Raw genomic sequence first — 26,214 nt, 5'->3', positions numbered from 1 at the left:
AGCGCCGCCTTGCCGACTTCCTTCAGCCTTTCTTCTTCGCCAGCTCGCCCGTGGCGATCTGCTGGCGGAAGCCGCGCAGGCTGGCCTTCAGCTTGCGCTCGTTTTCCGGTCCCATGCGCACCATGATCTTCTGGCCCGATGAAAGCGCTTCGAGCTTCGGGTCGACGTATTCATAGCGCACCCACGGCCGCTGCGAGGGCACGTCGCCCTTCACCTCGACCAGCCGCACCTGCACCGGCCCGCTCGGCTCGGGCGCCTGCAGCAGATGGTCGATGACCGCGATCAACCGGTCGTTGAAATAACGCCCCGGAAAACCCAGCTCTTCGTACGCCTTCTGGAACAGCGGATAGAGCTTGGCGTACACCGTGGCGGCCTTTGCCGGATCGACCGTTTCGGCGAGCAGCACCATGCCGTTGTAGCGCGCCGCATTGTTCGCCGCGATGGTCTGCACCCCGTCCTGCGGTCCTTCGGTGATGAATCGCTGTCCCGTGGGCTGCACCGGCCATGCGCTGGCGGGTGCATGGTCGCGCGCCAGGTTGTCGACCGTGGCCACGAAGCGCCGCACCATGCCGTCCGAGCGCAGGTAGGCCGAGGCGTTCTTGCCGCCAAGCAGCTCGACCAGCGCCTTCATCACGCGCGAATCGGAATCCGCGAGCGCCGGCAGCGCGGCGTCTGGCGCGGCAAGCGCGTCAATCGGGTTCTGCGGGCCGGTGGGCTCGGCGGGTGCAGGCACCGGCGCGGGGCCGTCGTTGGGCGCTGCAACCACCGGCGTGGGGTCGACCGGCTTGGGTTGCTGTTGCTGATACCAGCGCCAGCCGAAGAAGGCCGCGATCAGCACCAGCAGGCCGATGACGATGATGGTGCCGATCGGGGTTTCGCGGCGTGGTCTGAATTCGGGGGCGTCCCTGGAGCCGGGGGTTTCGCTGTCGGTCATGGCGGCACTTTCCTTTTGCTGAAGGCTGTGTGATGCGGAAGGCCGGTCGATGTTGCATCAATAGCCGGCGCTTCACGCCACAAGCTCGTAACGCTGTGTGACGCGCCGCGTGCGCGAGCGTCTTCGCCGGCGATCGCGCACGGCCCCCTTGACCTTCCGATGGTGTCAACCCGGAGACTTTGCCCTTCGACTGAAAGGACACCTCCATGGACAAACCCCTTGCGCCTGCGACCCGGGCGCGCCTGACCCTCGCCGAAGTCGTTGCACGCTCCGGCGCTTCCGCGCAATTGCTGCACGAGAGCGAATCCCTGGGACTGCTTGGCGACATGGTGCGCATCGATGCCCAAGGCCGCCAATATGACGCGCAGGCTGTATCGACTCTGCGCTTTGTACGCAGGGCGTATGCCCTGGGGTTCGAGCCCCCGCAAGTCGCCGAACTCCACGCCCTCTGGAAGGACGGGCACCGCGCGAGCTTCGATGTCAAGCGCGTCGCGCTCGAGCGGGCCGACGACCTGGCTCAGCGCATCGATGAACTCGCCCGCATGAAACGCCTGCTGGAGCGCCTGTCCGACTGCTGCGACGGCGACCGCCGCCCGGAATGCCCGATCCTGGATGAACTGGCCGATCTCAACGGATTCGCCGGCTGCGAAGCACGGCGCGCGATGACCCCGTCATGACGACGGGCGCCGCTCAGCCCGCAGCCGCGCTCAGCGACTGCAGCCACGCCAGCGTGCCCTGCAGCTCGGCCGGCCGCAGTTCGTGCGCCCCCGGAAAGTCCGAACCCGACAGCGCGAGCGGCAGCGTGCGCGCCAGTTCGCGTGTGGTTTGCGCGGCGCTCGGCGGGATCACGTTGTCGGCGCTGCCGTGGCTCACCCACAGCGCCTTGCCCTCAAAGGCCTCGGGCGGCGCGATGTGCGGCAGCACCTGCGGCAACAGCCGGCTGTGCCACACCATCGCAGCGCGCAGCTTTGCAGGCTGCGTCAGCAGCAGCGACAGCGCCATGATCCCACCCTGGCTGAAACCGCCCACCACGATGCGCTCGGGCGGCACGCCCAGTTGCTGCGCGGCCGAGTCGATCATCTCGCCGACCAGGAAGCGGCTCTCGCGCTCCTGCTCCTCGTCGATGCGACGCTCACCGTTGGGCAGCACGCCGAACTCGAACCACGCATACGAATCGGGCGACAGCACATAAGGCGCGCGCAGGCTCAGCACATGAAACTGCGGCGGCATCATCCGCGCCAGGCCGAACAGGTCCTGCTCGTTGCTGCCGACGCCGTGCATCAGCACCAGCAGCCAGGGCTCGCGCACCTTGGCCTGTGCGCTGTGTTCGAGAAACTTGAGGGGCAGGTGAAGCTGGGTCATTGAAGTGGTTCAGAGGGATGCGTGAAAACCTTGGGCCAGCATGCGCGTCACGTCGGCCGCCGGCAGCTCGCGGCAGCCGGTGGCGTTCTGCCCGGACCACAGCGGAGAAAAATCGCCGCTGCCCTGCGCCTCGGCCTTGGCGCGCAGCGGCGCGATGCCCGAGGTGGCGAGCGGAAATTCGGGCGCCGCTGTACCGATGGGCCCCAGCTCGCGCATCACGCGGTTGACGATGCCGCGCGCCGGCCGGCCGGTGAAGACATTGGTGAGCGCGGTGTGCCGTGCCGCATCGCTCTTGAGCGCCGCGCGGTGGAGCGCACTCGTCGTGGCTTCGGGCGTGAGCATGTAGGCGGTGCCCACCTGCACGCCCGCCGCACCCAGCGCCATGGCCGCGGCCACGCCGTTCGCATCCGCGATGCCGCCGGCCGCAATCACCGGCACCTTCACCGCGCGCACCAGCTGCGGCAGCAACGCGAAAGTGCCCAGCTGCTTCGTCAGATCGTGCGAGAGAAAGTGGCCGCGATGGCCGCCTGCTTCCAGTCCCTGCGCAATGACCGCATCGACGCCGCGCGCCTCGAGCCACAAGGCCTCGTCGACCGTCGTGGCCGAGGCCAGCACCTTCGCGCCCCAGCCGTGCACCTGCGCGAGCAAGGCCTCGGACGGCAGCCCGAAATGAAAACTCACCACCGGCGGGCCGAACTCGGCCAGCAGGTTCGCCGCATCGGCGCTGAACGGATTGCGCCCCGCGCCGGCGGGGATGCTCGCCGCGTCGATGCCGTACTCGGCGTAGTACGGCGCCAGCGCGGCGCGCCACGTGGCTTCGCGTTCGGCACTGGCCTCGGGCGGCGTGTGGCAGAAGAAGTTGACGTTGTAGGGCTTGCTTGTGCCGGCGCGGATGGCGGCAAGCTCGCTGCGCATGACCTCGGGGCTCAGCATCGCGCAAGGCAGCGATCCGAGCGCGCCTGCGTTGCTGACCGCGACCACCATCGCGCTGCCCTGCACGCCCGCCATCGGCGCCTGGATGAGAGGAAGTTCGGTGCCGAGGAGCTGCTGCAGCGTGGTCATTTGAAGGGTCCTGTGATGTCGGGATGCCGGGCATTGTCCCGCCGAGGCGAAGGGCGCGGGGGTGGCGGGGTCATCGCGCCGAGCGCCCGACCCCGACGCGTCTCAAACCCCTTCGATGATCCGCAGGTCCCGTTCGGCACCGTCGCCCAGCGCCTCGAGCGCAGCCTGGTAGTCGGCGCTGTCGTGGACGGCGATTGCCTGCTCGACGCTGTCGAACTCGATCAACACGGTGCGTTCTGCCAGGCCGTGTTCATAAACCTTGGCGGGCAGGCCGCGCGCAAGAAAGCGCCCGCCGCCGGCGGTGATGGCGGGGCCGGCCAGCTTGGCGTAGGCCGCGAGTTTGTCGGCGTCCTTGACGGCACGGTATGCACTGACCCAATAGGCTTTTGCCATGGTGATTTCTCTCTTTCTTCGGTTGGGGAAAAAACAAATACGGCTTCGGTCTGCCGACGGCGCCCTTCGGGCACCCACTCACTCCTCGCTCGTCCACTCCACCCGCACGCCCAGACTCCGCAGGTTCTCCACAAAGCGCGGATGCGCCCTGCGAATGGGCGTCGCGTTGCGAATCTCCGAGCGGCCTTCGATGCTCGCCGCCACCATGAAGAGCGCGATCGCCACGCGAATGATGTACGGGCTCTCGACCACCGCAGGCGTCAGCGGATTGCCGCCGAAGGTGATCAGGCGGTGCGGGTCTGAAGAGAACACATGCGCGCCGAACTTGGAGAGCTCGCCGGTCCACCCCAGCGCGCCGTCGTACACCTTGTTCCAGAACATCGCATTGCCCTCGGCGCGCACGCCCAGCGCAATGAAGATGGGCAGCAGGTCCACCGGAAAGTAGGGCCACGGCGCCGCCTCGACCTTGGTGAGCACGTTGCTCGTGAACGGCGTCTGCACCTTCAGCGGACCGGTGCGGATGGCGCGCGACCAGCCCTCCGCATGCTCGATGCGCACGCCGAACTTGGCGAAGGTGCGGTCGATCAGCGGAAAGTTCGCCGGCGCCGTGTTGCGCACGATGACGTCGCCGCCGGTGATCGCGCCCAGCGCCAGAAAGGTGGTGATCTCGTGAAAGTCTTCGTCGAAGCGAAACTCTCCGCCCGTCATCGCCCTGCCGCCGTGCACCGTCACGCGCGAGGTGCCGATGCCGTCGATGCGAACGCCGATCATCGCCATGAAGCGGCAGAACTCCTGCACATGCGGCTCCGACGCGGCGTTGGTGAGCGTCGAGATACCGTCCGCGGCGGCGGCGCACAGCACGAAGTTTTCGGTGGTGGTGACCGAGGCGTAGTCGAGCCAGTGGTCCGTGGGTGTCAGGCGGCCGGCGCTGCGCACCAGCAACGAGCCCTCGGTGCGTTCCACCACGCCGCCGAAGCGCTGGAACACTTCGACGTGCGGATCGATCTCGCGCACGCCCAGCGTGCAGCCCTTGACGTTGTCTTCCAGCCGCGCCACGCCGAAGCGCGCGAGCAGCGGCGGCACCAGCATGATCGACGAGCGCATCTCCTCGGGCAGGCGGTGCAGCGCGGCATCGAACGCGGTTTCGCGGTGGTGCAGCTCGAGCGTGCCGGTGGCGTGGTCCATCTGCACCTCGCTGCCGAGCGTGCGGAAGATGTCGAGGATCTTGCGCACGTCGGTGATGTCGGGCACGCCGAGCAGCCGCAGCGGCTCGTTGGTGAGCAAGGTGGCGCAGAGCACCGGCAGCACGGCGTTCTTGTTGGCGGAGGGGGTGATGCGGCCGCGAAGCGGCGTGCCGCCGTGCACGATGAGGTTGGACATGGAAAAACGTTGGAACGCGTGAAGGGCGTCGCGGAACATCCGCGACCGGACGCAGGCACTTTACCGCCTGCGAATGGCGCTGCCGGCCGGGAGTTGCAACAAGCCTCGACGCGGACCGAGGGCTGGCTCATCCGCCGCGATTCACGACGAAGTTGTTACTCCCGCGTCGGAGCCTGGGCTCACTACATTGGGTCATCGATCAACGCCAGAGGACACATCGGAATGACCCACTCCTACACCGGCGGCTGCGCATGCGGCGCCATCCGCTACGAGATTTCTGCCGAGCCCGTCTTCCAGAACGACTGCCAGTGCCTCGACTGCCAGCAAGCCAGCGGCACCGGCCACGGCTCGTACCTCACATTCGCACGCGGCGGCGTGAAGCAAACCGGCAAGGCCGCGCTCTGGGACATGGTCGCCGACAGCGGCAACGTCAAGACACGCGCCTTCTGCCCGGCCTGCGGCTCGCCCGTGTACCTGAGCTTTGCGGCCATGCCCGACATCTTCACGGTGCATGCGGCAAGCCTGGACGATCCGGGCCGCTACCGGCCGCAGGCGGTCACGTACACCGTGCGCGGTCACGCGTGGGATGCACTGGACACGGCGTTGCCGAAGTTCGAGAAGATGCCGCCGATGTGACGGCCCCTCAACTCAGCTCAACATCGGCACCAGATCCGGATCGCCCTTCGCCATTGCGCGACCGTAGGCAGGCCGCTCTCCGATGCGCCGCAGATAGGCGCGGATGTTCGGAAAGGGCGCAAGGTCGATCGGCTGAAAGAGCCGCATCGTCGTGAGCGAGAACACGCTCATGATGTCGGCCGCCGTGAACTCGCCGCCCGCAAGATACGGCACCTCGCCGAGCCGTGTTTCCACCAGCGCCATCACCTTGTCGAGTCGCCCCTGCAGCGCAGCCTTGACCGGATGGTCCGCGGGCAGCGCGAGGCGGTTCAGGAACATCAGTCGCCCGATCACCGGCTGCAGGTTGCCGTTCGAAAAATGGACCCAGTACAGGAACGCCGCGTAGTCCGGATGTTCCGGGCCGGGCTTGAGGCGGCCGCCGCCGTGCTTCACGATGATGTATTCGACGATGGCGGCCGACTCGGCCAGCAGCTGGTCGCCGTCTTCGACCAGCGGCGCGGCGCCCAGCGGATGCAGCGCCTTGAGTTCGGGCGGCGACAGCCGCGTGACGGCATCGCGCGTGTGGTGCTGCAGTTCATACGGAAGGCCCAGCTCTTCGCAGAGCCAGACGATGCGTTCGGACTGGGAGTGGCCGAGATGGTGGATCTTGAGCATGGGGGGTCGCGGCTGGGTGGTTGAAACGCCTTCAGTCTAGGCCTGCAAAGCGCCTGGCCAGACCCTAGACTGTTCCCATGTCCGAACCCAACGCCCCCTTCAGCGACTCTTCCGCCATCACCGACTACGCCGAGAAAACGGCCCGCCTCGTGCCAGGTTTGCACGACATGCAGACGATGGCGGCGCTGCTGGTCGCCGAGCGCGCGCCCGAGTCGGCGAAGGTGCTGGTCATCGGCGCCGGCGGCGGGATGGAACTGAAGGCGCTGGCGCAAGCGCATCCGCAATGGCGCTTCGTCGGTATCGATCCATCGCAACCGATGCTCGACCTGGCGGCGGCAACGCTGGGGCCGCTCGGCGAGCGCGTCCAGCTGCACCACGGCTATACCGATACAGCACCCACCGGCCCGTTCGATGCCGCCACATGCCTCCTGACGATGCACTTCGTGGCGATCGACGAAAGAAGATCGACGCTCGCGGAAATCCGCCGCCGGCTGAAACCCGGTGCGCCGTTCGTCATGGCGCATCTGAGTTTTCCTCAGGCACCCGAGGAGCGTGATGTTTGGCTCTCGCGCTATGTCGCGTTCGCAGTCGCTTCAGGCGTAGCTCCGGAAAACGCGCGCAAGGCGGCATCCGCCATCGGGTCCACGCTGCCCTTGCTCAGCCCGCAGCGAGAAGAAGAACTGCTCGAGGAAGCGGGCTTCACGAACGTCCGCGTGTTCTATGCGGGCATGGCGTTCAGGGGCTGGGTTGCAGAGGCTTGAGCCAGGTCAACACGCCGGCCACGTTGGCAGCGCCCACACCGATGGCAGCGATGATGCTCAACATGGTTCAAGTGCCGGCTGACGAGCCCGGCTCGCCGGCGCTCATCGGCAGTTCGCACGCAAACAATACGGCCCGCACCTTGCGCAGCTCTTCCGCGTGCTCCTGCATGAAAGCCCGAAGCCGCGCTTCGGAGTCGAGCAGTTCCAGGCACTGCGGATGCCGCAGGGCATGCCCCTCGAGGTGGTGGTGCGACAGCCGCTCGCCCGGCAGGTAGCCCGAGCCGATCTGGTACAGCAGCGCTTGCTGAATGCCCGCGCGCCGGGCCACCGCCAGCAGGTGCTGCGCGAGCGCCGGCGCGCTCAGCCGGTGCCAGAAACGCGTGGGCCTGGCGCGGCTGTTGGCGGGAAAGTACAGGCGCAGCGCGGTCAGCGCGTGCGTGCGGCTTTGGGGCTGCGTCGTCATTGCTTCTTCTCCCCCGAGACGGCGTCCTTCTTCTCTTGCGTCTGCTTGCGGCGGAACTGGGCGATGTCGGCGATCCGCAAGTCTTCGGGCAAGGACTGGCGGTGTTTGCTGTGTCCGACGCGCTGCGCGTGATAGATGCCGGTGTGGCCCGAGACCAGGTAGCTCGCGATGCAGGCAATGGCGGCGAGCGGCCCGATGGCCGGCCCGAACAGTTCCACGGCCATGACGATGGTGGCGACCGGCGTGTTGGCCGCTCCGGCGAACACGGCGACGAAGCCGATGGCGGCCAGCATCGAGAACGGCAGGTGCAGCAGCGGCGCCATGGCATTGCCCAGGGTGGCACCGATGTAGAAAAGCGGCGTGACCTCGCCGCCCTTGAAGCCCGTGCCCAGCGACACCACGGTGAAGGCCATCTTGCCCAGGAAGTCCCATGGCGCCACGGGCACCTGGAAGGACTGCACGATCGTCGGAATGCCCAGCCCGATGTAGCGGTAGCCGTCGACGGCCCACACGGCGCTTGCAACGACGATGCCGCCCAGCAGCGGCCGCAAGGGCGGGTAGGCGACAAACCGCTTCATCAACGCACCGAGCCGATGCGTCGCCGTTGCAAACACCAGGCCGGCCAGCCCGAACACGATGCCGGCCGCAACGACCGCGACCACGCTCCAGAAGGCGACAGGTGCCACTTCGCTGACGACGTAGTGGGTGTGATGCACACCCCACGCGAGCCCGACCTGGTCGGCCACGATGGCGGCCACCATGCAAGGGAACAACGCGTCGTAGCGCATGCGGCCGATGGCCAGCACCTCCAGCCCGAAGATGGCGCCGGCGAGCGGCGTGCCGAACACCGAAGCAAAACCCGCGCTGATTCCGGCCATGAGCAGGATGCGCCGGTCTTCCTGCTTCAGGCGAAACAGGTGCGTGAGCTGGTCCGCCAGCGCGCCCCCCATCTGCACGGCCGTGCCTTCGCGGCCCACGGAGGCGCCGAAGAGATGCGAGATCACCGTGCCGCCCAGCACCAGGGGCACCATCCGCAGCGGCACGACCTTCTTCGGATCGTGGATCTCGTCGATCAGCAGGTTGTTGCCCGCGTCCACCGGCTTGCCCAGGCGGTAGTAGATCCACCCCACCGCAAAGCCCGCGAGCGGCAGCAGCCAGATCACCTCGCGATGCGATTCGCGCCAGCGGGTGGCCCCGTCGAGGGCAAAAAGAAAGAAGGCGGAGGCGGAGCCGGCCAGGAAGGCGACGACGCTGGCGATGACGAGCCACTTGCCGATGTAAGGCAGGAGCTCCAGTTGTTCGGGGCGGCGAAAGCGGGTCATGAAGATCAGGTTGGAAAACAAGGGCCTGATCGACCAGCGGGGCAATGTGCGCGAAACGCGAACGCCTACAGCCCTGCGATGTGATCAGGTGTCTGTAGGCATCATCAGCTGCGGGCGATGCCGCGGCGGTTCATGGAGGAATGCCATCTCCAGGGGCGCCGATGTTAGCCGCCGCCCGCGGCAAAGTAAATTGCCGGGTTTTGTCCGGAATGACCGATGGATGCGCCAGGGCTGCAGGCCAAAGGCGGTCGAGGACATAATTGTGTCCCGATGAAACCGCCCCCTGTTGCCCTTGGCCCAAGCATGAAGCCGAGCGACATGGGTTGCCGGCGACTCGTCCAATGGCTGGCCCGGTTCCGGCAGGCCTTGCCTCTGGCCGTGGCCTTGGCTGTTCTGCCTTGCGCACAGGCCAGCGAGCCCGAATCTGCAAACGCCGCGCAACAGCAGCCGCCCGAGGGCGCAGTCCACTTCACGCAGGCCGAGCTGCTCTCCATCCCCGGCATCGGGTATTCCGCCCCGACGCGGCGCATCGAAGACGCAGCCCTCCCTGCCGACGGTTGGCGAACCATCGCCCTCCCGCACACGGCCGGCCGCGAACTGGTGCCAACGTCGTCGGGCGGCAAGCAGACCGTCACCGACTGGTACCGCCTCGACCTGGCCGCCATGCAGCCGCCCTCGGCCAGGCCGCTGGTACTCTACCTCCCGCGCTGGAAGACGCTGGGCCACATCGCGGTGTACGGCGACGGCGCCCTGCTCTACCAGTCGCAGGGCAGCCCCGTTCACAACGGCTACAACCACCCGCTGCTGCTGCCCTTGAATTCAGCGGCGAACGCGCCCGTGCCCAGGACGGTGCTGATCCGCGTGAACCGCTTGCGCAGCAGCGGCAGCGGCTTCTCGACCGTGTGGGTGGGCGAGCTGGCGTCGCTCAACTGGCGCTACCAGGTGCGCGAACTGCTGCAGGTGCAACTGCCGTTCATGGGCAGCGCCGCGTTCCTGGCGGTGGGTGCGTTCGCGCTCGCCGTGTGGCTGGGCAAGCGGCGCGAGCCGCTCTACATGCTGTTCTTCGCGATCTCGACGCTGGCCTTCATGCGCATGCTTCACTACTACGTGAGCGGCGACTACCTGCCCATGTCCGACGAGTGGTTCGAGTGGATGACCGTGGCCTCCATGCTCTGGCTGATCATCGCCATCCACCTGTTTCTGGAGCGCCTGCACCAACAGCCCTCGCGCTGGCTCACCCGCACCGCGGTCACGCTGGCCGTGGCCTGCAGCGTCGTCACGCTGCCGCATGCGACCAAGGCCGTCGCCAGCCTCTACCTGGTCACGCCGCTGCTCAACCTGATGGTGCTGCCGGTCGCGGTGCTGATCTTCACCGTGAACCTGCGCAAGGCCTTGCGCGCCAAGCTGCCCGAGGGGCGCCTGGTGGCGGGCTGGGCGGTGTTCACCGTGGCGGTCACCTCGTACGACAGCCTGCTGCAGAACAACCTGGTGAGCCCGGAGAGCGTGTACACCTCGCCTTACGCCATCATCAGTTTGTTCTTCATCTTCTCGTACATCATGTTCCAGCGGTACACCGGCGCCTTCGCCGAAGTGGCCCGGCTGAACAAGGGCCTGGCGCAACGCCTGCAGGCGCGCGAGGCCGAGCTGGAGCAAAGCTACCAGCGGCTGCGCGCGGTGGAGAACGAGCGGATGCTCAGCGCCGAGCGCAAGCGGCTGATGCAGGACATGCACGACGGCTTGGGCTCCTCGCTGATCAGCGCGATCCGTTCGGTGGAGCAAGGTGCCATGAGCGACGCCGAAATCTCCGGCGTGCTCAAGGGCTGCATGGACGACCTGAAGCTGGCCATCGACTCCATGGAAAGCGTGGACGCCGACCTGCTGCTGCTCCTGGCGACCCTGCGCTTCCGGCTGGCGCCGCGCATCGAGAGCGCCGGCCTTTCGCTGCGCTGGGAAGTGCAGCCCGTGCCCGCCCTGCCCTGGCTGGACCCGGGCAGTGCGCTGCACATCCTGCGGATCATGCAGGAGTGCGTGGCCAACGTGCTGCGCCACACCAAGGCCACCACCATCAGCTTTCGCACCGCGATGGCGGGCGAAGGCGTGCGCGTGGTGATCGAGGACAACGGCACGGGCTTCGACGTGGAAGAGGCCCTGCGCCGCAGCGGCCGGGGCCTGCGCAACCAGCAGCGGCGCGCGGAGGCCATCGGCGGCACGGCGAGCTGGCAATCGGGCAAAGGGGGCACCCGGTTCACGCTGTGGCTGCCGATTCAGCGCGGCATCGACGTCGACAAGGCGGCGGCGCTGGTCAAGGCTTAAAGCGACAGCGGCGGCGGTTGCACGGCCACCCCGGTCAGCTCGCGCAGGCGCCGATGCGCGTCTCCGTCCCACTCGACGGGTTGCTGGTGCTTCGCGCGCAGGTAGTGGTGGGTGAACACCGCCAGGTAAGCCTCCAGCGTCTGCCCCGCGAGCTCTTCGCCGGCCAGTTGCATGCACAGTGCCGCCACCTCGCTGGTGCAGAAGTGGTCTTCGCGGCGCGAGCGGCGCAATTTGTACTGGGAGATCTGCTCGGGCTCCAGGCTCAGCACCGGCAGCGCCGCCAGATACGGGCTGCGGCTGAACATCTTGCGGGCCTCGGCCCAGGTGCCGTCCAGCAGGATGAAGAGCGGGCGCTTGTGTTTATCCGATGGTTGACTGGGCGCAACGCTGTGCACCACCCGCTCGGGCGCCGCGTACTGCCCCGGAAACACCACATACGGCTGCCACTGCGGATCGCGAAGCAAAGCCAGCAGCGCCGGGTCGGTTTCGGTGCGCGCCCAGCCGAAAGCGAAGGTGTCCGCCACCACATCGGCGACCAGCCAGCCGGTGTTGCTCGGCTTGAGCGGTTCGATGTCGGCCATGAGCAGGCACACCCCGACGCGCGTGGGCACCGACGGGCGCAGGGCGCACATGCAATGGCTGGGCAACAGCCGGCAGCCTGCGCAGCGCTCCTGCTTGAAACCGCCGCGCGCGAGAAAGGGCTTGGCACTCCGCGTCAGGCGGGCGGCGCGAAGGAGGGAGACGGCGTGGGGCATGCGGGGATTCTGAGGGGTGGCGGGTTTTGCACGCAGGGGAAGAGTCTTGACAGGAAAACAGCGCGCTCGTTGTCCATCCGCGTGCGCAACAGGAAGGCAGGAAGGCCGATTTCGGTCACGGCACGGAAACTGCAGTGTCCACCCGCATGCCTACCACCCGCTCCCTCTTCCTGCCGCTGGCCGCTTTGTGCGGCTTGCTTCTGTCAGCGCCCGCCTCGGCGCAAGACGCCTACCCCAGCCGCCCTGTCAAGGTCGTCGTCGCCCTGCCGGCCGGCGGCAGCGTGGACATGGTGGCGCGGCTGGTCAGCCAGCAGTTGTCGGCCGACCTCGGCCAGCCCTTCGTGGTCGACAACAGGGCGGGCGCCTCGGGCCAGATCGGCGTGCCGCTGGTGGCGCGCGCGGCGCCGGACGGCTACACGCTGATGGTGTCGCCCGCCTCCTTCCTCACGACGAACAAGAGCATCTTCAAGACGCTGCCCTACAACCCCGAAACCGACTTCGCCCCCGTGACCAAGCTGGTCAACCAGGCGATGGTGCTGGTGGTGCGCGACAAGGCGCGCTTCGCCACCGCGGCCAAGGTGCTCGCGGCCGCCAGGGCCGCCCCCGGCATGCTCACCTACGCCTCGTCGGGCGACGGCAGCCCGCAGCACCTGGTAGGCCTGCTCTTCGAGAGCAGGACCGGCGCAAAGCTGCTGCACGTTCCCTACAAGGGCGGCGCGCCGGCCATCACCGACCTCATCGGCGGGCAGGTCGATATGGTCTTCGCGCCGCTCCCCGAAGCACTGCCGCACCTCAAGGGCGGCAAGCTGCATGCGGTGGGCGTGCTGAGCGACAAGCGCGCCGTGTCGGCGCCCGACATTCCGACGCTGCGCGAAGGCGGCATCGACAACGTGGTGCTGTCGGCGTGGATCGGCCTGCTGGCGCCGGCCCGGACGCCGCAGGCCGTGCTCGACAAGCTCGACAGGTCGGTGAAGACGCTGCTGCGCGGCGCCGCCAAGGCCCGACTGCTGGAGGCGGGAATGGAGCCGGCGACGGAAGATGCGATGCCGCTGGCGCAGGTCATCGCGCAAGAGATTCGCCTTCATGCCGACCTGGTGAAAGCGGCCGGGTTGGTGCCGCAGTAGCTGACACACCGACGCTCAGAGGCGCCCGGCCACCTTCACGTTTTGCGGCAGGCGCAAGGTGCTCGTGCTTGCACCGTCGGGACAAGGCCCGTCGGTGTACGCAGCCGCCCCCTCAGGCGAGAGGCACTTGTGCACCTCGACGACCGCAGGTACCGCCTTGGCAGGCGGCGCCTCGGCAACGCTTGCCGATGGCTCGAAAGTCGTGAGCGCCACCATGCGCTGCGCCGGACTGACCGCTGGCTGTGCCCCGGCGTCCGGCACCGCACCGCCGCCAGCCAGCCTGGCTGGCTCGACATACGCGGGCATGATGGCCGGCGGCAAGGTCGGCGCGCGCGCCGCGCTCTCGCGCACCAGGTCCTGCAAGCTCACATAGAACAACGACACCGCCACCAGCGCGACGGCCAGGCACGGCGCCCAATAGCGCTTGCCGTCGTGTTCGGCTGACGCCGCGCTAGATGCTTCGAGCGACGCGGCAACGCGCGGCCCCCGAGGGTCGAAAGTGCTGGTGGTCTGATCCGGGCTCATGGCTGCATTCCTGGTGGGTATGCAGGCATTTGTATTAGCCGACCCCAGGCACCTCTGTAGGCGCGCACCATGTGCCACCTCGGAATCCATCCCGAAAGCCCCACGGACGGAGCCGCATCGGGCGGGTAGGCGCCCCTCGTCCCGGTACACGCTTCTACCCTGTATCAGCCCGTCGTACGTACGGTCATCGCCACACGAACTCGCCACTGCGGCAACAGTGCGCAAGGTATGCTCCCCCGCATGCGCCTCGCACCTCAATCCTCTGCGGCTGGGAAGGGTAATGCCTAACCCCAACTCGCAGCCGTCCAACGCCGCAAGCGTCATGCGAGAGCAAATAATCGATCACGCACTCGCTGAAACTGCTGGCGAACTGGCGACTTCGAACGAGATCGCAAAAGCAATCGTGGATGCCTTGCGTCTGCTCCACACCGAACTCGCCTCGCTCATCGGATCCCAGGCCACGAGTGCGCTCTATGTACGCAGCATGCATTTGACCCGCCCATCCTTTCAATGGCTTTCACAGGCAACGCAAGCGCCCGATGCACTCTTTTCGATCCTGCACGGCGAGCTTTCCTCGCGCGAGCCGACCGAGGCGCGACAAGCTGGTGTAGCCCTCCTACGCACCCTTGCCGATCTGCTGGTCACACTGATCGGCGAGCAATTAACACACCGCTTGTTGCGCTCAGCCTGGGGCCGGCCCGCTGACGATGAGCTTTCTGGAAGCAAGCGAGATGAATGACAAAGTTGAAATCCGACGATTGCCGACGGGCGTGCCCGGGCTCGATGCAGTGCTCTGCGGAGGGCTGGCGGAGTTTTCCTTCAACCTGATCGCCGGCGCCCCCGGGTCGGGAAAAACCACGCTGGCGCACCAGATCATGTTCGCGCTCGCCAAGCCGGACCGGCGCGCGCTGTTCTTCACCGTGCTGGGCGAGCCGCCGTTGAAGATGCTGCGCTACCAGCAGCAGTACAGCTTCTTCGACGCCAGCAAGGTCAACGACTCCATCCGCTTCATCAACCTGGCCGACGACGTGATGACCGGCGACTTCGACCGCGTGCTGGCGCGCGTCATCGAGGAAGTCGAGCGTTTCGATCCCGCCCTGGTCATCGTCGATTCGTTTCGTTCGGTGGTCCAGGCGACCAAGGGCACGGGCAACGGCAGCATGGACCTGCAGCAGTTCATCCAGCGCCTGGCCATGCACCTGACCACCTGGCAGGCCACCACCTTCCTGATCGGCGAGTACGTGGCGCCCGAAAGCGACTCGAACCCCATCTTCACGGTTGCCGACGGCATCTTCTGGCTGGCGCAAAGCATCGACCGCAATTCGATGGTGCGCAAGATCCAGGTCGCCAAGATGCGGGGGCACGCCACCATTCCCGGGCTGCACACCTTTCGCATCAGCGGAGACGGCCTGCATATCTTTCCGCGCACCATTCCGCAGGTTTCCGAGACGGCGACCGCGGACTTGTCCGGCGGCCAGACCGCGCCTGTACCGCGCCTCTCGATGGGCGTGCCGGTGCTCGATGAACTCATGTGCGGCGGCTTGCCGGCGGGCTATTCGGTGCTGGTGGCCGGCCCTTCTGGCTCCGGCAAGTCACAGCTGGCAGCCGCATTCCTTGCCGCGGGGGCACAGGTGGGCGAAAAAGGCGCCATTGCCGCCTTCGAGAAAAGCCCCAGCCGTTCACGCGCGTTCCTGCTGGACCGGCTGATCGCCAACGGCGATGTCGGCGTGGTCGATACGCGCTCGCTGGATCTTTCGATCGATGAAACCTTGTTCGCGCTGACCGAAATGATCGAGCGCACCGGCGCGACGCGCGTGGTCATCGATTCGCTGTCGGGCTTCGAGCTTGCGCTGGCGCCGACCTTTCGCGAAGACTTCCGCGAGTCGCTCCATCGCATGGTGGCCGTGCTGACGGGCCTGGGCGCCTCAGTCCTGATGATCTCGGAGCTGGAAGACCGCTACACCGACCTTCGTTTCAGCCCCTACGGCGCGGCGTTCCTCACGGACGCCATCATCGTGCAGCGCTATGTGGAACTGCAGGGAAAGATCGAGCGCGTGATGGCGGTGGTCAAGCTGCGAAACAGCGCGCACAGCCACGAACTGCGGCTGTTCGAGATCACCGATGAAGGCATCTCCATCGCGCAGTCCAGGCCCGAAATGGAAGGACTGCTCACCGGCCACCCCCGACTGGGATCGACGGCGGCAAGTCCGTAGACCGGCCACCCGCCATGAACACCGACGCGCCAGGGGACAAAGGCCAGAAGGCTCTTCATGGCGAAGAGGCGGTCGCAAAGCGCGAGCACGCCGTTCGCGAGCGCGAAGAGCAACTCGGCGCGCGCGAACAGACGCAGTCGCACGCTGAGGAACGCAGCGGCAACTTGCGCGAGGCCAATGAGCACCTGGTCATGGCCACGCTGCAGGCGCAGGAACTCAAGGACGCCGCGCTGCTGGCCAAGCAACGCCAGGATGAGTTCCTGGCGATGCTGGCGCACGAACTGCGCAACCCGCTGGCTCCGATTCGCAGCGCCGTGGCGCTGCTGGACCATCTGGACGCGGTGCACCCGACGCTCTCGGTCATCCGCAAGGTGGTGGGGCGGCAGGTGGAGCACATGGCGCGCCTGCTCGACGACCTGCTGGACGCCTCGCGCGTCACCAGCGGCAAGGTCACGCTGCAGCGCCGGCCCACGCGGGTCGACGATTTCGTGGAACAGGCCGTCGAAACGAATCGCGGGATCATCGACACGCAGCGCCATCGGCTCACGCTGGACATGCCGCCGGATGCGCTCTACGTCGATGGCGATCCGACACGGCTGGCGCAGATCGTCAGCAACCTGCTGCACAACGCGGCAAAGTACACGCCCGAAGGCGGCGCCATCCGCGTGAGCACGCGCCCGGTGGAAAACAAGGTCGAGATCCGGGTGGCCGACAACGGCAGCGGAATTTCCGCCGGCACCTTGCCGACCGTCTTCGACCTGTTTCGCCAGGAAGACCGCTTGCTCAATCGCAGCCAGGGCGGCTTGGGTATTGGCCTGACCATCGTGCGGAGCATGGTCGAACTTCACGGGGGAACGGTGCAGGCGCACAGCGCAGGGCTCGGCGAGGGAAGCGAATTCGTGGTGACACTGCCCCGTATCGAGGAGCCTGTGGTCGACCCGGTGGTCGAGCTGCGCCCGGTGCCGGCGGCCGTACCCATTCGCATCCTGCTGGTCGATGACAACGCAGACGCCGCGCTTCTTCTGGCGATGCTGTTGCGCATCTCGGGCCATGAAGTCGAGGTGGCTGCCGACGGCCCTGCGGCGTTGGAAATGTTCGAACAGCAGCGGCCGCAGGTGATGCTGTGCGACATCGGCCTGCCGGGAATGAACGGCTACCAGGTGGCCTCGCGCATCCGCGAGCGAAACGACACGCCAAAGCCGGTACTGATCGCACTCACCGGCTACGACGCCCCTTCGGATCGCGTTCAGTCAGTCGCAGCCGGGTTCAACCACCATGTGGCGAAGCCGGTGGATTTTTATCAGTTGCTGCGGTTGATCGATTCCACGCAGGGCGAAGAACACGGGCTCTAGACAGGCCGAGCGATCAGTTCGAACCCGAACTGTCGCCGTCAGGAGTCTCCGCTTCATCGTGCTTCAGCGCAGGCTTCTGGCCGGGCTGCGGCGCATGGATGGCGCCAGGCGCGATCTCTTCGCCGTTGTGTTTCTTTTCTTGCTGCACTTTTTTGTCGTGCGCGACATTGCGTGGATCAGTCATGCATTCATGCTGGCCGCTGGCTGCATGCCGAGCGTGGGACGTGACGCCTTGTGCGGGTCAGCATTGCGGGCCGGGCACGCGCTTCCGCAGCGCAAGCGTGCTGTCGTTGCACATGCGGCAACGGACGACGCGAGCCTGCCCGCCACGGCTCAAACCAACCGCAAATCCCGCGGCGCCACGCCCTCGAACACGCGCCCCAGCTGCGCCGGCGACAAGCCATACATGCGCTGGAACAGCCCGCCGAACACCGCCCGGTATTCATTGAGCACCGGGTAGTCGCGGTTCTGGAACAGCGTGGCCTGCGTCAGCGCCTGCTGCTCGCCGACGACGCGCCCGCCGGCCTCGGCCGAGAGTCCGCCGCCGAGCACCCAATAGACGGTGCCGTGGCCGTGGTCGGTGCCGCGGTTGCCGTTCTCGCGGAAGGTGCGGCCGAACTCGCTGATGACGACCACCACGGTCTGGCGCCAGGCGTCGTCGCCCAGCTCCTGTGCGAAGCCGGCGACGCCGCGGCCCAGTTCCTCGAAACGGTTGGCGAGGTAGCCGCTTGCGGCGCCCTGCCCCACATGCGTGTCCCAACCGCCGACGTCGACGAAGCCCAGGTCGAAACGGTCGCGCATCAGCACCGCCATGCGGCGCGCGACGAGCTCGAAGCCTTTGGCGGTCATCGCATTGCGGCTGGCCGCGTCCATCTCGGCCTGCACCGCGCGCATGACTTCGTCCCGCACCTGAAAGCCTTCGGCCACCGGCTGTGCGAGCGGCGTGTTGCGGTACATGGACGCGATGATCTGGCTCTGCCGCGCATCGATGCCTGAGCGCGCATTGCCCGCGAGCGCCATGTTGGCGGCCTTGGCGTCGCCGCGCAGCGCAATCGGCAGCTGGTCGGTGAAGGCGATGGGCGACACGTCGGTCACCGGCCCGCCGCCGAGCACCCCGGCCAGGCGGTTGAGAAAGCCCGAGCGGTAGTCGCGGCGCTTGTCGAGTGCCTGGCCGAGCTCGATGCTGTCCTGTGTTTCGAAGTGGCTGCGGGTGAGGTCGTCAGTGCCCGCAAAGGCGATGAACGCGGCCTGCTTCCGCTGGTAGAGCGGCATCAGGCTTTGCGCGAGCGCGGGGTGCAGGCCCCAGTTGCCGTCCAGCGGCAACGCGCCGTTGGGCTCGCCGGGGCGCGCGATGGCGATGTTGGGGCGCGCGGCGTAGTAGAAATCGCTGGCGGTGGGCACCAGCAGGTTGGCGCAGTCGTAGGCACCGCGCAGGAACACGACGAGGAGCTTGGCGCCTTCGGCGGAAGGCGCTGCGATGAGCCGGCCCGCGGCGCCGGCGAGCGGGACGGCGGCGGCGATGCGCTTCAAGAGTTCTCTGCGTTGCATGACGTGTGTGTCCTTTGTGCTTTCTGTCTTCTGCCTTCTGCCTTGCTCCTTCCCCTTCCGGGGGAAGGTTGGGATGGGGGCACGGCGGCGTTCCATTCATCGCAGCGCTTGATCGAGCGCCGCTTGCCCCCACCCCTGCCCTCCCCCGGAAGGGGAGGGAGAAAATCCCCCCAGCCTCAACGGCGCATCAGCTCCGGCGATGCCAGCAGAAAGGTGTTCCATTCCTGCGGCGTCTTCGCCTGCGTCAGCGCCTCGCGCGTTTCGGGGCTGAGCCCGCCCTGCATCGCGCGCACCGCGCCCGATTCAGCCAGCGGCGCCAACGCAGGCTTCTCCAACGGCGCCTGGTCGTCAGTGCGAAAAAGCACCGCCCCGTTCGCCCCGATGGCGCGCGCAATTTCGAACCGCGTGTTCATCTGCCCCGCGCTCGCCCATGCGGCCTCGTTGAGCGGATAGCCGTCGGGCGTCTCGTGTCCGTACAGCGGCTCGCCCATGCGGTTGATCCAGTTGATCATCGGATCGACGTTGGTCGCCACGCGGCCGTCGTAGGCCAGCCGCACGCCGGCCATCACGTAGTGCACCGGGTCTCTGAACTTCCGGCCCAGCGACGCGGCGAACTCGGGCGACTCGAACATCGCCTTCAAGGTCATCGCGATGTCGCCGTCGCTGTGCGTAAAGGCCGCGGCCATGCGGTCGACCAGCGCGGGCGGCGGCTCGTCGGCCACGAAGTACACGGCCAGCTTTCGCGACACAAAGCGCGCCGTGGCCGGCGCACGCGCCAGGCGGTCGAGCGCCTCGTCGGCTTCCGCCAGGCCGCGTGCCTCGATCGGCTGTCCCAGCAGCGTCTTCGGGCCGTAGTCGTGCCGGTTCGGGTTGAACTCGAACAGCCCCTTGCGCACATAGTCGCCGCGCAACGCGGGCCGCACGTTGGGCAACGCATCGGCCGGCTGAAGGCTCACACCCACGCCGGTGAGCACGCGCGCCAGCTCCTGCACATCGGCCTGTGCGTAGCCGCCGCCCACGCCCAGCGTGTGAAGCTCCATCAGCTCGCGCGCGTAGTTCTCGTTGATGCGGTTGGCGGCGTTCTGCGCGTTGTCCAGGTAGCGCAGCATCGCGGGGTGCTGCAAGGTGGCGCCCAGCAGGTCGCGGAACTTGCCGAGCGCATGCGGACGAATGGCGTTCTCTTCGTAGTCGCCGACGAGCGCGCGAAGATTGGCCTTGCGCAGGTTCACGTTGAAGTGGTTCATCCAGAACCAGGTCATCTGCTCCTGCAGCTGGTTGGGCGAATAGAGCGCGCGCAGCACAAAGCGCTGCCGGGCCTCGCGGGCCAGCCGGTCCAGCGCCTGCTGGTAGGCCCGACGCGCGGCTTTCTTCTGCTCTTCGTCGGGCAGTGCATCTGCGGCCTTACGCTGGGCTTCGAGCGCCATCACCAATTCGTCGACCGGCGTGCGCGAGATGGTCATTGCATCGATCTGCGCCTGCGCCGCGGCCGGCAACGGCGCGGGGCGCGGGTTGAGCTGATCGCGCATCCACAGCGCCAGCCCGCGCTGCGCCAGCTGTGCATCGCTGCTGGCGTTGGCGCCCCAGCTCACCCGGTCGAGCCAGCGCAGGCGCGTGGCTGCATCGAGCGGCGCGGAGGAAGGCAGCGAGACCGACACCATGGCGCGCTCGCTCCCCGGTGCGGTCGCGCAACCCGCCGCGAGCAGCGCCAGAGCGCAGGCGCCGAGCGCCATCGACGCCCGGCGGCGCAGCGACAACATGCAGCGGGCCACCACCCTGCTCACTCCCTGCGCATGTCGTGATGGCGCACGTCGCCGATGGCATGCTGCGCGGCATCGAGCGCTGCATCCACATGCGCCAGCCCGCGCTGTTGGAAGGGGCGCGAACGCGGGTCGTCTTCTTCGCGCGCCACGTCCGAACGCACCTTGCGCAGCAGGTCGGCCGCGGCATGCAAACGGCCTTCGCGCGGCAGCCACACATCGGCGGGCTCGCGCCATTCGACGGGCTTGCCGTCGAGCCACGCGGCGCGCTGCAGGTCGCCGATGGCCGCGCGGATCTCGTCGTGCATCACCATCTCGTCGCGCGAGACCTGGCCGTCTTCAGGACGGCGGTGGTCCACCTGCCAGGCGGCCGTGCGCAGGTCGGTGAGCGCGTGCAGGTAGAACGGGTGCTTGCCGTATTCGTCGGCGTGGGCCGGCAGCGATACCGCGGCCACCAGGGCAAGCGGCGCCAGCGTGGCGCCTACGGCGGCGAGCAGGCTTTTTTTCTTCATGGGGACTCCTGTGGCTGAGCGTGTTGAGGATGCTCCTCTCAACCGCCCTGCACCACCCCGCGTTGACGCCCTTTACTTTCGTAACGCTGCGCAAAGAAGCCGCAGCGGCCCCGCGCAGTCAGGCCACGGACAGGGTGGCCGGCGCAGCGCCGGCAATCTGGCGCAACGCACGCTCGAACACCTCGACCGGCTGGCCGCCGGAGATCAGGTGCTGGTCGTTGATGATGATCGCGGGCACCGAGTGGATGCCGGCCTCGGTGTACATGCGCTCGCGCTCGCGGGTCTGGTCGGCGTATTCGTCGCTGTTCAAGATCTCGCGGGCCCGCGCCGCATCGAGCCCCGCTTCGGTCGCCGCACGCACCAGCACTTCGGTGTCCGAAGGGTTCTGGCGGTCGGTGAAGTAGGCCTTGAGCAGCAGCTTCTTGAGCGCCGCCTGTTGGGCCGGGCTTTCAAGATCGGCCCAGTGCAGGAGCCGGTGCGCATTGAAGGTGTTGTAGACGCGGGGCCGGCCTTCGGGGCTGAACTCGAAGCCCACGGCCGCGCCGCGCTGGCGGATCATCTCGCGCGCCTCTGCCTGCTGCTCGCGCGAGGAGCCGTACTTCTGGTTCAGGTGCTCGAAGGTGTCCTGCCCTTCGGGCGGCATTTGCGGGTTCAGCTCGAAGGGCTGGAAGTGCAGCTCCACAGTGACGCCCGGTGCCACGCGCTGGATGGCCGCCTCGAGCGAACTCAGGCCGACGGCACACCAGGGGCACGACACGTCGGAGACGAAATCGATCTTGAGGTGGGAAGAGGAAGAAGAGGTGGTCATGGAGCGCCATTCTTCACGGCGCCCCAAGCCTTGGTGCTGGCAAGGTTTTGAACCCGGCCAGCCCCCACGGTCAGGCCGCGGCCTTGGCCATGCGCGCGTCCGAGAGCGTCTGCTCGCGCAGGCGCTCGTACTCGTCCTTCTCCACCGGCACGGCGTTGGGGTCGCCCAGGTCGTGCATGTGGATGCGGTAGGTCTCCCGCGCGCTCATCGCGGCGAGTGCGGCCAGGATGGTCACCGCGAAGGTGATGGCACCCACCGTGAGCCACACATTGTTCGAGCCCGGAGGCGCCACGGCGGCGAACAGCGCAGGCAGCAGCGCGGTGAAGGTGGTGCCGATGTTCTGCGAGATGGCCATGGCCGACACGCGGTTGCGGGTGCGGAACAGCTCCGGATAGAAGCTCGGGAAGGTCGCGTTGTAGCCCTGGTACACGATGCCCCACATCAGGAGCGACATGCAGATCGCGAGCGGCACGTTCTTGATGCTGATGGCATACAGGTACACGAAGGACAGCAGCCCCGAGGCCAGCGCACCGATGATGATCGGCGGCTTGCGGCCGATGCGGTCCGACAGGTTGCCCACGAACGGAATCACCAGCACCGCGAGGATGTTGCCCAGCACGGGAATCCACAGGTACACGTCTTTCTGGAAGCCGATGCCGTAGGCGGCCTGCACCGCATACGCGGCGCCGAACACGGTGGCCACCACCGGAATCACGTTCATCAGCGCCATGCAGACCACGCGCAGCATGTCGGCCCAACTGTCGGTGAAGGCCTGGACGATGGGCGACTTGGCCACTTGGCCCTTGTTGCCGGCATCGGTGAAGGCGGGCGTTTCATCGACCTCGCGGCGAATGATGTAGCCGGCCACGATCACCAGGAAGCTCAGCAGGAACGGAATGCGCCAGCCCCACGAATTGAAGGCCTCCTCGGGCATGTAGTGCGCGAGCGGCAGGAACACGGCGGCCGCCAAAATCTGGCCGGCCTGCACGCCCTGCAGCGTGAAGCTCGCAAAGAAGCCGCGGCGGCCGAAGGGTGCGTGCTCCAGGATCATCGAGCTCGCGCCCGAGATCTCGCCCGCCACCGCAAAGCCCTGCACCAGGCGCAGCAGCACCAGCAGCACGGGCGCCAGCAGGCCGACCTGGTCATAGGTGGGCAACAGGCCCACGGCCAAGGTCGAGAAGCCCATGAGGAACATGCACAGCACCAGCACCTGCTTGCGCCCGTGCGTGTCGCCCCAGTGGCCGAGCACGAAGGCGCCGATGGGGCGCGCGACATAGCCCACGCCGTAGGTCGCGAGTGACGCGACGATGGCCGTGGTGGGGTCTCCCTTGGGAAAGAAGATCTGCGGAAAGATCAGCGCCGCAGCGGTGGCGTAGATGAAGAAGTCGTAGTACTCCAGCGCCGAGCCGATCCAGCCGCTTGCGGCGGCTTTCTTCGACTGGTGCCTGCCTTGCGGCTCTTTGGCTGTTGCAGTGGCCATGGGTTGTCTCCAGTGATGATCCAGTGGTGAGTCAGTGACGAACGGGGGAAAGAAATCAGTCCTGCGCCTGCGACGCCATGCGCGCCGGTGCGTTGAGCGCGCCGTAGGCGTCGTAGCCGCCCATGCGCTGGGCGACCTCGAAGAAGAAGCCGCCTTCGAAGCTCTCGGTGTAGATGTGCAGATAGTCGCCGGCCGGCGAACGGTCGAACAGCACGCCCGCCGCGCGCATGCGCGCAAGCAGTTCGGGCGCCAGGTCGGTGCGCGTGGCCAGGTCGTCGTAGTAATTGTCCGAGATCGGCACGAAGCGGGTGCCGTTGGCGCGCAGCGTGTCCACCGATTCGAAGATGTCGTCGCAAGCCAGCGCCATGTGGTGCACCGCGCCGCCGCCCGTCACGCTGAGCGTGCGCGCGGTGCGGGTGCGCTGGCTCAGCGACACGTTGAGCACCAGGCGCAGGCTGCGGGCCGCGTTGGCAACGCCGCGGCTGCGAATGAGGCCGAAGGGATCTGCAAGCTCCAGGCTTTCGCCGGGCTCCAGGCCGAGCACCGCGCGGGTAAAGAGCACCCAGGTGTCCAGCTGGTCGAGCGCCAGGCCGAGCGCGACGTGGTCGATGCGCTTCAGGCCCGCGTCGTTGGCCTCGGGCGCGTTGTCTTCGAGGATGAAGTCCGCCTCGTACAGCCCGTTGGCGCCCAGCGCCTCCGACACGAAATGAATGAGGTTGCCGCCCGGCGCCACCACCGCCGGCACGCGCAGCTCGTTGGGGCCCACGGGGCTGTCGTGCCGCTTGGAGCGCATGGCCGTCGCGCGGCCCACCGCAGCCAAAGGATCGGCGCAACGCACGCCCAGCGCGCACACCGAGGTGCCGTGTGCGTCGAAGCGGCCGCGCGCAAAGGAGTCGGGCTGCGCGTTGACGATGAAGTTGATCTCGCCCTGCCGGTACAGCGTCACGGCCTTGGAGCGGTGCTTGCCGATGCGGCGAAAGCCCAGTTGCCGCACCAGCGCGTCGAGCGTGAGCGCCGAGGCTTCGTCGGCCGCGAATTCGATGAACGACAGGCCCGAGAGCGCGGCCACGGGCGGCGGGTTGAACAGCTCCACGCGCTGCGGCTGCGCGGCGTCCAGGCGTTGGCGCGCTTCGCTTTCCAGGAACAGCAGCGAGCGCATCGCATCGACCGCGGTGCGGCGGTTGGGCGTCTCGCGAAAGATGTCGTTGAAGATCTCCAGCGACAGCGGCCCGGTGTAGCCCGCGCGCAGCACCTGAGCGAAGAAGCCGGTCACGTCGAAATCGCCCTGCCCCGGAAACGACCGGTGGTGGCGCGCCCACTGCAGCACGTCCATGGCCAGCAAGGGCGCATCGGCCATCTGCAGAAAGAAGATCTTGTCGCCGGGAATGTCGGCGATGCCCGCCGGGTCGTCCTTGAGCGACAGCGTGTGGAAGCTGTCGAGGATCAGCCCCAGGTGCGCATGGTCCGCCTGCTTCACGATGTGCCAGGCCTGGCCGTACAGCGAGGTGTGGCGACCCCAGGCCAGCGCCTCGAAGCCCACGCGCAGGTTGCGGCGCGCGGCGCGCTCGGCCAGTTCGTGCAGCTGCGCGGCGGCCAGCGCCGGGTCGTTCACGCACAGCGGCGAGGTGTTCGAACAGCACAGCACCATCGGTGCGCCCATCGCTTCCATCAGGTCGAACTTGCGCTCGGCGCGCTCCAGGCTGCGCAGAAACTGAGGCTGTGGCATGCCCTCGAAGTCGCGGAACGGCTGGTACAGGTCGATCGACAGGCCGAGGTCGGCAACGATGCCGCGCAGTTCGGCGGCCGTGCCCTTGAAGTTGATGAAGTCGGCCTCGAACAGCTCGATGCCGTCGAACCCGGCGGCCGCGACGGCTTCGAGCTTCTGGCGAAGGGTGCCGCTGAGCGAGACCGTGGCGATGGAGCGATGCATGGGGCGCGTCAGTGCGTCAGTACTGGTGGATGTGCATGCCGCCGTCCACCTGGATGGCCGTGCCCGTCGTGAAAGGCAGGTCGCCGGCGGCCATGGTGGCCACGGCGCGGCCCACGTCCTCGGGCAGGCCCCAGCGGTTGATGGGCGTGAAGCCCTCTGACAGCAACTTGTCGAAACGCTCCTGGGCCACTTGGGTCATCGGGGTCTTGATGAGGCCCGGGCGCACCTCGTACACCGCAATGCCGTGCGGCGCGAGGCGTATCGAGAAGAGCTTGGCCATCATTGCGACCGCCGCCTTGGACATGGCGTATTCGCCCCGCTCCGGTGCGGCAATGGCCGCATTCGACGACGAGATGAAAACAATCGAGCGCTCGCTCTCCTTCGTCTGGATGCCGTCGGCCAGCATGCGGCGGCAGATGGCCTGCGTCAGGAAAAAGCCGGCGCGCGTGTTGACGCCGAAGTTCAGGTCGTAGCTCTCGGGCGAAACGTCGAGCAGATCGCCGCGCGACTTGACCGAGACGCCGGCGTTGTTGACCAGGCAATCGACATGGCCAAAGGCTGCGTAGATGGCCTCGACCATCGAAGCGTGGCCGGAAAGGTCGGCGAGGTCGCCTTCGACAAACGCCAGCCGGGCCGAAGGCGCGGCGCGCCGGCGAAGTTCTTCGGCGGCGGCCGGCGCGATCTTCAGGTCGCAGACCACCACATCGAAGCCGCGCTGCGACAGCGCCACCACGATGCCGCCGCCGATGCCGCCAGCCCCGCCGGTGACCACCGCGACGCGGGCTGAAGAACGCTGTTGTGAGTTCATGGCCGCGACTTTAGAAAGGCTGCGCGTCTTTCACAACGAAGCCAAAGCTCTCAGCGTTCGATCATCGATCACATTCGATCACTGTTCGCACGGAATACGGGATACACCTAGGTTCGGTGTGT

26 protein-coding genes and 1 riboswitch are annotated in these 26,214 nt (G+C 67.3%); of the genes, 8 read left to right on the top strand and 18 right to left on the bottom strand.

What is annotated here, in order from left to right; genetic code table 11:
- Window positions 1–22: 22 nt before the first annotated feature.
- A complete protein-coding gene (locus tag ABIC90_RS02405) occupies window positions 23–934 on the bottom strand; it encodes a DUF3014 domain-containing protein (protein ID WP_354352427.1) in 912 nt (303 codons plus the stop codon).
- 206 nt (window positions 935–1,140) lie between these two features.
- Between ABIC90_RS02405 and ABIC90_RS02400 the strand changes: the two genes are divergently transcribed.
- Complete coding sequence (locus tag ABIC90_RS02400) at window positions 1,141–1,611, top strand: MerR family DNA-binding protein (protein WP_354352426.1); 471 nt, start codon at window positions 1,141–1,143, stop codon at window positions 1,609–1,611.
- A 13-nt stretch (window positions 1,612–1,624) separates the two neighbouring features.
- Here the strand turns inward: ABIC90_RS02400 and ABIC90_RS02395 are convergent, their stop codons facing one another.
- The 4 genes from ABIC90_RS02395 to ABIC90_RS02380 form a co-directional block, all read right to left on the bottom strand.
- Window positions 1,625–2,296 (bottom strand): alpha/beta hydrolase, encoded by a 672-nt coding sequence (locus tag ABIC90_RS02395; protein ID WP_354352425.1) that lies wholly within the window; start codon window positions 2,294–2,296, stop codon window positions 1,625–1,627.
- A gap of 9 nt (window positions 2,297–2,305) precedes the next feature.
- On the bottom strand, window positions 2,306–3,358 hold the full coding sequence (locus tag ABIC90_RS02390; protein ID WP_354352424.1) for an NAD(P)H-dependent flavin oxidoreductase: 1,053 nt from the start codon (window positions 3,356–3,358) through the stop codon (window positions 2,306–2,308).
- 102 nt (window positions 3,359–3,460) lie between these two features.
- Window positions 3,461–3,751, bottom strand: a complete 291-nt coding sequence (locus tag ABIC90_RS02385) for a DUF1330 domain-containing protein (protein ID WP_354352423.1) — start codon at window positions 3,749–3,751, stop codon at window positions 3,461–3,463.
- Between the two features lie 78 nt (window positions 3,752–3,829).
- Complete coding sequence (locus ABIC90_RS02380) at window positions 3,830–5,131, bottom strand: UDP-N-acetylglucosamine 1-carboxyvinyltransferase (protein ID WP_354352422.1); 1,302 nt, start codon at window positions 5,129–5,131, stop codon at window positions 3,830–3,832.
- A 222-nt stretch (window positions 5,132–5,353) separates the two neighbouring features.
- Between ABIC90_RS02380 and ABIC90_RS02375 the strand changes: the two genes are divergently transcribed.
- Window positions 5,354–5,767: a GFA family protein gene (locus tag ABIC90_RS02375; RefSeq protein WP_354352421.1), complete on the top strand. Its 414-nt coding sequence runs from the start codon at window positions 5,354–5,356 to the stop codon at window positions 5,765–5,767.
- Window positions 5,768–5,779: 12 nt separating this feature from the next.
- On the opposite strand, the gene ABIC90_RS02370 is transcribed toward ABIC90_RS02375, so the two are convergent.
- Complete coding sequence (locus ABIC90_RS02370; protein ID WP_354352420.1) at window positions 5,780–6,421, bottom strand: glutathione S-transferase family protein; 642 nt, start codon at window positions 6,419–6,421, stop codon at window positions 5,780–5,782.
- 77 nt (window positions 6,422–6,498) lie between these two features.
- On the opposite strand from ABIC90_RS02370, the gene ABIC90_RS02365 reads away from it, so the two are divergent.
- Window positions 6,499–7,182 (top strand): class I SAM-dependent methyltransferase, encoded by a 684-nt coding sequence (locus tag ABIC90_RS02365; protein WP_354352419.1) that lies wholly within the window; start codon window positions 6,499–6,501, stop codon window positions 7,180–7,182.
- A gap of 67 nt (window positions 7,183–7,249) precedes the next feature.
- Here the strand turns inward: ABIC90_RS02365 and ABIC90_RS02360 are convergent, their stop codons facing one another.
- Both ABIC90_RS02360 and ABIC90_RS02355 read right to left on the bottom strand, forming a co-directional pair.
- Entirely contained in the window at window positions 7,250–7,645 is a 396-nt protein-coding gene (locus ABIC90_RS02360; protein WP_354352418.1) for a hypothetical protein, read from the bottom strand.
- A complete protein-coding gene (locus tag ABIC90_RS02355; protein ID WP_354352417.1) occupies window positions 7,642–8,967 on the bottom strand; it encodes a voltage-gated chloride channel family protein in 1,326 nt (441 codons plus the stop codon). The genes ABIC90_RS02360 and ABIC90_RS02355 overlap by 4 nt, the downstream gene beginning before the upstream one ends.
- Before the next feature lie 88 nt (window positions 8,968–9,055).
- Window positions 9,056–9,127: riboswitch (Fluoride riboswitch) on the bottom strand.
- Window positions 9,128–9,285: 158 nt separating this feature from the next.
- On the opposite strand from ABIC90_RS02355, the gene ABIC90_RS02350 reads away from it, so the two are divergent.
- Window positions 9,286–11,280, top strand: a complete 1,995-nt coding sequence (locus tag ABIC90_RS02350; protein ID WP_436318166.1) for an ATP-binding protein — start codon at window positions 9,286–9,288, stop codon at window positions 11,278–11,280.
- On the opposite strand, the gene ABIC90_RS02345 is transcribed toward ABIC90_RS02350, so the two are convergent.
- Window positions 11,277–12,035, bottom strand: coding sequence for a tRNA-uridine aminocarboxypropyltransferase (locus ABIC90_RS02345; RefSeq protein WP_354352415.1), 759 nt, complete (start codon window positions 12,033–12,035; stop codon window positions 11,277–11,279). The genes ABIC90_RS02350 and ABIC90_RS02345 overlap by 4 nt on opposite strands.
- A gap of 146 nt (window positions 12,036–12,181) precedes the next feature.
- Here ABIC90_RS02345 and ABIC90_RS02340 point away from each other — a divergent pair, with 146 nt between their 5' ends.
- A complete protein-coding gene (locus tag ABIC90_RS02340) occupies window positions 12,182–13,159 on the top strand; it encodes a Bug family tripartite tricarboxylate transporter substrate binding protein (protein ID WP_354352414.1) in 978 nt (325 codons plus the stop codon).
- A 15-nt stretch (window positions 13,160–13,174) separates the two neighbouring features.
- Here the strand turns inward: ABIC90_RS02340 and ABIC90_RS02335 are convergent, their stop codons facing one another.
- Entirely contained in the window at window positions 13,175–13,684 is a 510-nt protein-coding gene (locus tag ABIC90_RS02335) for a hypothetical protein (protein WP_354352413.1), read from the bottom strand.
- A 280-nt stretch (window positions 13,685–13,964) separates the two neighbouring features.
- On the opposite strand from ABIC90_RS02335, the gene ABIC90_RS02330 reads away from it, so the two are divergent.
- Genes ABIC90_RS02330 through ABIC90_RS02320 form a run of 3 tightly spaced genes read left to right on the top strand, consistent with a single transcriptional unit; the run spans window position 13,965 to window position 17,249 of the window.
- A complete protein-coding gene (locus ABIC90_RS02330) occupies window positions 13,965–14,423 on the top strand; it encodes a hypothetical protein (RefSeq protein WP_354352412.1) in 459 nt (152 codons plus the stop codon).
- Window positions 14,416–15,897 (top strand): RAD55 family ATPase, encoded by a 1,482-nt coding sequence (locus ABIC90_RS02325; protein ID WP_354352411.1) that lies wholly within the window; start codon window positions 14,416–14,418, stop codon window positions 15,895–15,897. Before ABIC90_RS02330 ends, ABIC90_RS02325 begins: the two co-directional genes overlap by 8 nt.
- Before the next feature lie 14 nt (window positions 15,898–15,911).
- Window positions 15,912–17,249 (top strand): hybrid sensor histidine kinase/response regulator, encoded by a 1,338-nt coding sequence (locus tag ABIC90_RS02320; protein WP_354352410.1) that lies wholly within the window; start codon window positions 15,912–15,914, stop codon window positions 17,247–17,249.
- A 13-nt stretch (window positions 17,250–17,262) separates the two neighbouring features.
- Here the strand turns inward: ABIC90_RS02320 and ABIC90_RS02315 are convergent, their stop codons facing one another.
- The 8 genes from ABIC90_RS02315 to ABIC90_RS02280 form a co-directional block, all read right to left on the bottom strand.
- On the bottom strand, window positions 17,263–17,433 hold the full coding sequence (locus tag ABIC90_RS02315; protein WP_354352409.1) for a hypothetical protein: 171 nt from the start codon (window positions 17,431–17,433) through the stop codon (window positions 17,263–17,265).
- A 149-nt stretch (window positions 17,434–17,582) separates the two neighbouring features.
- A complete protein-coding gene (locus tag ABIC90_RS02310) occupies window positions 17,583–18,797 on the bottom strand; it encodes a DUF1501 domain-containing protein (RefSeq protein ID WP_354352408.1) in 1,215 nt (404 codons plus the stop codon).
- A gap of 176 nt (window positions 18,798–18,973) precedes the next feature.
- Complete coding sequence (locus ABIC90_RS02305; protein WP_354352407.1) at window positions 18,974–20,554, bottom strand: DUF1800 domain-containing protein; 1,581 nt, start codon at window positions 20,552–20,554, stop codon at window positions 18,974–18,976.
- Window positions 20,555–20,574: 20 nt separating this feature from the next.
- On the bottom strand, window positions 20,575–21,066 hold the full coding sequence (locus tag ABIC90_RS02300; protein WP_354352406.1) for a hypothetical protein: 492 nt from the start codon (window positions 21,064–21,066) through the stop codon (window positions 20,575–20,577).
- A gap of 118 nt (window positions 21,067–21,184) precedes the next feature.
- A complete protein-coding gene (locus ABIC90_RS02295; RefSeq protein WP_354352405.1) occupies window positions 21,185–21,874 on the bottom strand; it encodes a DsbA family oxidoreductase in 690 nt (229 codons plus the stop codon).
- Between the two features lie 70 nt (window positions 21,875–21,944).
- Window positions 21,945–23,354 (bottom strand): MFS transporter, encoded by a 1,410-nt coding sequence (locus ABIC90_RS02290; protein ID WP_354352404.1) that lies wholly within the window; start codon window positions 23,352–23,354, stop codon window positions 21,945–21,947.
- Between the two features lie 55 nt (window positions 23,355–23,409).
- Window positions 23,410–25,284 carry a bifunctional sugar phosphate isomerase/epimerase/4-hydroxyphenylpyruvate dioxygenase family protein gene (locus ABIC90_RS02285; protein ID WP_354352403.1) on the bottom strand — a complete coding sequence of 625 codons (1,875 nt, stop codon included), beginning with the start codon at window positions 25,282–25,284 and terminating at the stop codon, window positions 23,410–23,412.
- Window positions 25,285–25,300: 16 nt separating this feature from the next.
- Window positions 25,301–26,092: a 3-ketoacyl-ACP reductase gene (locus tag ABIC90_RS02280; RefSeq protein ID WP_354352402.1), complete on the bottom strand. Its 792-nt coding sequence runs from the start codon at window positions 26,090–26,092 to the stop codon at window positions 25,301–25,303.
- Window positions 26,093–26,214 lie beyond the last annotated feature (122 nt).

Origin of the sequence: Variovorax boronicumulans, from assembly GCF_040544675.1 — a bacterium.
GTDB classification, from domain to species: Bacteria; Pseudomonadota; Gammaproteobacteria; order Burkholderiales; family Burkholderiaceae_C; genus Variovorax; species Variovorax boronicumulans_D.
The sequence above is the reverse complement of the archived record's forward strand: the minus strand, read 5'-3'. Positions and strand labels throughout refer to the sequence as shown.

Excerpts from the sequence above, each read along its gene's own strand:
- ABIC90_RS02370 (WP_354352420.1), bottom strand. The coding sequence starts at position 6,421 with ATGCTCAAGATCCACCATCTCGGCCACTCCCAGTCCGAACGCATCGTC.
- ABIC90_RS02385 (WP_354352423.1), bottom strand. The coding sequence starts at position 3,751 with ATGGCAAAAGCCTATTGGGTCAGTGCATACCGTGCCGTCAAGGACGCC.
- ABIC90_RS02310 (WP_354352408.1), bottom strand. The coding sequence starts at position 18,797 with ATGCAACGCAGAGAACTCTTGAAGCGCATCGCCGCCGCCGTCCCGCTC.
- ABIC90_RS02305 (WP_354352407.1), bottom strand. The coding sequence starts at position 20,554 with ATGTTGTCGCTGCGCCGCCGGGCGTCGATGGCGCTCGGCGCCTGCGCT.
- ABIC90_RS02345 (WP_354352415.1), bottom strand. The coding sequence starts at position 12,035 with ATGCCCCACGCCGTCTCCCTCCTTCGCGCCGCCCGCCTGACGCGGAGT.
- ABIC90_RS02375 (WP_354352421.1), top strand. The coding sequence starts at position 5,354 with ATGACCCACTCCTACACCGGCGGCTGCGCATGCGGCGCCATCCGCTAC.
- ABIC90_RS02285 (WP_354352403.1), bottom strand. The coding sequence starts at position 25,284 with ATGCATCGCTCCATCGCCACGGTCTCGCTCAGCGGCACCCTTCGCCAG.
- ABIC90_RS02325 (WP_354352411.1), top strand. The coding sequence starts at position 14,416 with ATGAATGACAAAGTTGAAATCCGACGATTGCCGACGGGCGTGCCCGGG.
- ABIC90_RS02350 (WP_436318166.1), top strand. The coding sequence starts at position 9,286 with ATGGGTTGCCGGCGACTCGTCCAATGGCTGGCCCGGTTCCGGCAGGCC.
- ABIC90_RS02335 (WP_354352413.1), bottom strand. The coding sequence starts at position 13,684 with ATGAGCCCGGATCAGACCACCAGCACTTTCGACCCTCGGGGGCCGCGC.
- ABIC90_RS02390 (WP_354352424.1), bottom strand. The coding sequence starts at position 3,358 with ATGACCACGCTGCAGCAGCTCCTCGGCACCGAACTTCCTCTCATCCAG.
- ABIC90_RS02400 (WP_354352426.1), top strand. The coding sequence starts at position 1,141 with ATGGACAAACCCCTTGCGCCTGCGACCCGGGCGCGCCTGACCCTCGCC.
- ABIC90_RS02355 (WP_354352417.1), bottom strand. The coding sequence starts at position 8,967 with ATGACCCGCTTTCGCCGCCCCGAACAACTGGAGCTCCTGCCTTACATC.
- ABIC90_RS02395 (WP_354352425.1), bottom strand. The coding sequence starts at position 2,296 with ATGACCCAGCTTCACCTGCCCCTCAAGTTTCTCGAACACAGCGCACAG.
- ABIC90_RS02330 (WP_354352412.1), top strand. The coding sequence starts at position 13,965 with ATGCCTAACCCCAACTCGCAGCCGTCCAACGCCGCAAGCGTCATGCGA.
- ABIC90_RS02300 (WP_354352406.1), bottom strand. The coding sequence starts at position 21,066 with ATGAAGAAAAAAAGCCTGCTCGCCGCCGTAGGCGCCACGCTGGCGCCG.
- ABIC90_RS02380 (WP_354352422.1), bottom strand. The coding sequence starts at position 5,131 with ATGTCCAACCTCATCGTGCACGGCGGCACGCCGCTTCGCGGCCGCATC.
- ABIC90_RS02315 (WP_354352409.1), bottom strand. The coding sequence starts at position 17,433 with ATGACTGATCCACGCAATGTCGCGCACGACAAAAAAGTGCAGCAAGAA.
- ABIC90_RS02405 (WP_354352427.1), bottom strand. The coding sequence starts at position 934 with ATGACCGACAGCGAAACCCCCGGCTCCAGGGACGCCCCCGAATTCAGA.
- ABIC90_RS02295 (WP_354352405.1), bottom strand. The coding sequence starts at position 21,874 with ATGACCACCTCTTCTTCCTCTTCCCACCTCAAGATCGATTTCGTCTCC.
- ABIC90_RS02360 (WP_354352418.1), bottom strand. The coding sequence starts at position 7,645 with ATGACGACGCAGCCCCAAAGCCGCACGCACGCGCTGACCGCGCTGCGC.
- ABIC90_RS02340 (WP_354352414.1), top strand. The coding sequence starts at position 12,182 with ATGCCTACCACCCGCTCCCTCTTCCTGCCGCTGGCCGCTTTGTGCGGC.
- ABIC90_RS02280 (WP_354352402.1), bottom strand. The coding sequence starts at position 26,092 with ATGAACTCACAACAGCGTTCTTCAGCCCGCGTCGCGGTGGTCACCGGC.
- ABIC90_RS02320 (WP_354352410.1), top strand. The coding sequence starts at position 15,912 with ATGAACACCGACGCGCCAGGGGACAAAGGCCAGAAGGCTCTTCATGGC.
- ABIC90_RS02290 (WP_354352404.1), bottom strand. The coding sequence starts at position 23,354 with ATGGCCACTGCAACAGCCAAAGAGCCGCAAGGCAGGCACCAGTCGAAG.
- ABIC90_RS02365 (WP_354352419.1), top strand. The coding sequence starts at position 6,499 with ATGTCCGAACCCAACGCCCCCTTCAGCGACTCTTCCGCCATCACCGAC.